The organism is Micromonospora sp. 4G55 (assembly GCF_016803375.1).
In genome coordinates, this window is record NZ_JAEVHN010000642.1 from 1 (window position 1) to 3,462 (window position 3,462).

Below are 3,462 nucleotides of genomic sequence, written 5' to 3' on the forward strand. Positions count from 1 at the left end.
GTCGCCGGTGGCGAGGGCGGTCACCGCAGGCTGTCGGCCAGCTCGCCCGCGCCGGCCGGTCCGGCGGCCTCCGCCGATCCGGCGGTCCCGTCGGCGGCCGGTCCGGCGGCAGCTCCGTCCGCGCTCCCGGCGACGGGTCCGTCGACGTCGGGTTCGTCGGCGCTGTCGACGCCGGGTTCGTCGGCGCTGTCGGCGACGGGTTCGTCGGCGCTGTCGGCGGCGGGTTCGTCGGCGCTGTCGGCGGCGACGAAGTAGGCCGGGCGGCCCTGCACGGCGGTGTAGATCCGGGCCACGTACTCGCCGAGCAGGCCGAGGCAGAGCAGTTGCACGGCGCCGAGGAAGAGCACCGCCACGTAGAGCGAGGGCCAGCCGGAGACGGTGGACCCAGCCAGCCAGGCGAGGACGGCCACCACCACCAGCACCCCGCAGACCGCCACCCCGGCCAGCCCGAGCCAGGTGGCGAAGCGCAGCGGCGCGGCGGAGAAGCTGGTGACGCTCTCGGCGGCCAGCCCGGCCATCCGGGACAGCGGGTACTTCGTCCGGCCGGCGGCCCGCTCGTCGCGCTGGTAGCTGACCTCGCCGCTGGGGAAGCCGAGCCAGGGCACCACCAGCCGCAGCACCGGGCTGCGCTCGGGCAGCTCCCGCAGCGCCTCGACCGCGGCGCGGCTGAGCAGCCGGAAGTCGCCGGCCTGGGCGGGCACCTGCTTGCCGACCAGACGGCGCATCAGCCGGTAGTAGCCGGCCGCGGTCCACCGCTTGAACGCGCTGTCGGTGCGGCGGTCGGCCCGGACGCCGTAGACGATGTCGAGGTCCTCGGCGCGGGCGAGGCGGAGCATCTCGACGATCGACTCCGGCGGGTCCTGGAGGTCGGCGTCGATGCTGACCACGTACCGGCCACGGGCCCGGAGCACCCCGGCGACCAGGGCCGCCTGGTGGCCGCTGTTGCGGCGCAGCCGCAACACCCGCAGCTGGGGCCAGCCGGCGCGCAGCGCGGCCAACCCGGCCCCGGTGCCGTCGGTGCTGCCGTCGTCGACGGCCACCACCTCGTACGCCTCGCCGAGGGCGTCGAGGACCGCGCGCAGCCGCCGGGCGAACAGCGGCAGGACGCTCTCCTCGTCGAACATCGGCACCACCACCGAGAGGGCCGGCTCCGGTCGCGTCACGGCGCTCGCCCCTCCCGCGCGTCTTTCCCCTGGTGGACCACCGCACGCTATCAGCCGGACGGGCATAGTCCGGGCCGGTCGCGGGGGACCTCAGGCCGCGCAGGTGGTGGCCGGCAGCCCCGGCACCCGCACCGGCGACCGGCCGCCCGGCCGCTGCCGGCCGGCGAGCACGTCGGCGAGGGCGGTCATCGACGTACGGCTGGAGGAGTAGGTGGCCAGCAGGGTCGGCGACTTCGCCTTCTCCAGCACGTACGGGGTGTCCATGGCCACCGTCACCGCCGCGTCGGCGCTCAGGTCGTCCGTGCCGTCGCCGTAGCCGACCAGGTGCACCTTGGTGCCGCCGCTCGGCACCACCCGCACCCCGGCCGCGGTGAGCGCCTCGGTCAGCGCGGCCCGGGTGTGGTCCCGGCCGGCGGAGGAGGTGATGGTCACCGGGCCGCGGACCGGGGCGCCGCAGGAGCCGCGCAGCACGGTCACCGCCGCCGCGGCGAGGTCCTGCGCCGCCTTGCGGTGCTCGGCGCTGTTCAGCGTGGACATCGCCGGGGCGGGCCGGTCGGCGAGCTGGAACTTCATGGTCAGCACCCGGGTGGCCGCCTCGACCAGCCGGGGTCGGGGCAGCGACCCGTCGCGCAGCGCGGCGAGCAGCCCGTCGTACGCCTGGCCGACGTGCGGCGTCATCAGGATCAGGTCGTTGCCGGCCAGCAGCGCCCGGACCGCGGCCTCGCCCGGCGCCCAGCGCTTGGCCGGCGCCATGTTCATCCCGTCGGTGATCACCACGCCCCGGAAGCCGAGCTGCCCGCGCAGCACGTCGGTGAGGAGCTTGCGGGAGAAGGTGGCCGGGGTGCCCGGGTCGACCGCCTTGACGTCGAGGTGGGCCGACATCACCGCCATCGCCCCGGCGTCGATGCCGGCGGTGAACGGCGGGAACGCGGTGGCGTCGAGTTCCTTGCGCGGCTGGCCGATCACCGGCAGGTCCTTGTGCGAGTCGGCGGCGCTGAGCCCGTGGCCCGGGAAGTGCTTGACGCTGGCCGCGACGCCGGCGCTCTGCAGGCCCTTCACCGCGCCGGCGACCTGGGCGGACGCCCGCTTCGGGTCGGCGCCGAAGGAGCGGGAGCCGATCACCGTGCTGCGGGTGGCCAGCACGTCGGCGACCGGGGCGAAGTCCAGGTTGATCCCCATCGCGGCCAGCTCGGCGCCGGCGGCGCGCCAGGCGGCCTCGGTCAGCGCCGGGTCGTCGGCCGCCCCGGCCGCGAGCGCGCTGGGCAGGGTGGTCACCCCGTCGGTGATCCGGGTCACCACGCCGTACTCCTGGTCGGTGCCGATCAGGAAGGGCGCCGCCCCGGTGGGGAGCTTCGCCGCGGCGGCGCGCAGCCCGGTGGTGAGGTCGCGCACCTGGGCCGGGTTGTCGACGTTGGTGGTGGCCTGGTTGCCGGAGGTCGGGTCGTCGGCGCTGAAGCCGACCAGGATCACCCCGCCGAGGCGGTACCTGGCGACCATCTCCGCGGGGGTGTCGACCCCGGCGAGGGCACGGTTGCCGGCGGCCGAGGCGGCCGTGACGTGGGTGGCGGAGCTGCCGTACGCGTAGGGCATCAGCACCTGGCCGACCAGGTCCTCGTCGGCGAGCGTGCCGACCAGCGCGGCGGCCCGGGCGGCCGGGTCGGCCATCGCGGCGCGCTCCAGCGCGACGTACTCGGCGAAGCGGGGCACCGGGACGCCGGCCGGCTCCTCCCCCGCGCCGGTGACCGCGCGGCGGTGCCGGTCGACCAGCTCGGCGATGAGCGAGGTGAGGCTCCAGCCGTCCAGCACGGCGTGGCAGTCGGTGATGGTGAGCCGGTACTCGGCGTCGTTGAGCACGTGCACGTGCAGCCGGATCAGCGGCGGCGCGGCCAGCTCGAACCAGCGCACCGCCTCGGCATGCAGGTGTTCCCGAACCCGCTCCGCCTGGCCGGCCTCGTCGAGGCCGCGCAGGTCGTCCACGCCCACCGGCAGCTCGGCACGCGGGTGCACAAGCTGCAGCGGCTCCTCGTACGAACTCCAGTCGAAACCGGTGCGCAGGATCTCGTAGCGGGCCACGACCGCGTCCGCGGCGGCCTGCATGGCGGCGGCGTCGAAGCCGGCCGGCTCCTGCACCCGGAAGCTGGTCACGTTGTGGTACGCGCCCTTGCCGGCGTCGGCGAGCAGCTCGTAGAGCATGCCCTGCTGCATCCGGGTCAGCGGGTACGCGTCCTCCAGCCCGGCGGGCAGCCGGTCCCGGTCATCCGGGGCGACCATGGCGAACCGCTCGACGGGCGCGGCCCCG

General features: G+C 76.0%; 2 protein-coding genes. Both read right to left on the reverse strand.

The genetic code is table 11. From position 1 onward, the window contains the following. Nucleotides 1-20 precede the first annotated feature (20 nt). A complete protein-coding gene (locus JNW89_RS31545; protein ID WP_238451846.1) occupies nucleotides 21-1,163 on the reverse strand; it encodes a glycosyltransferase family 2 protein in 1,143 nt (380 codons plus the stop codon). 90 nt (nucleotides 1,164-1,253) lie between these two features. Next, nucleotides 1,254-3,462 (reverse strand): glycoside hydrolase family 3 N-terminal domain-containing protein (locus JNW89_RS31550; RefSeq protein ID WP_375155171.1); only part of this gene is annotated, 2,209 nt, incomplete at its 5' end.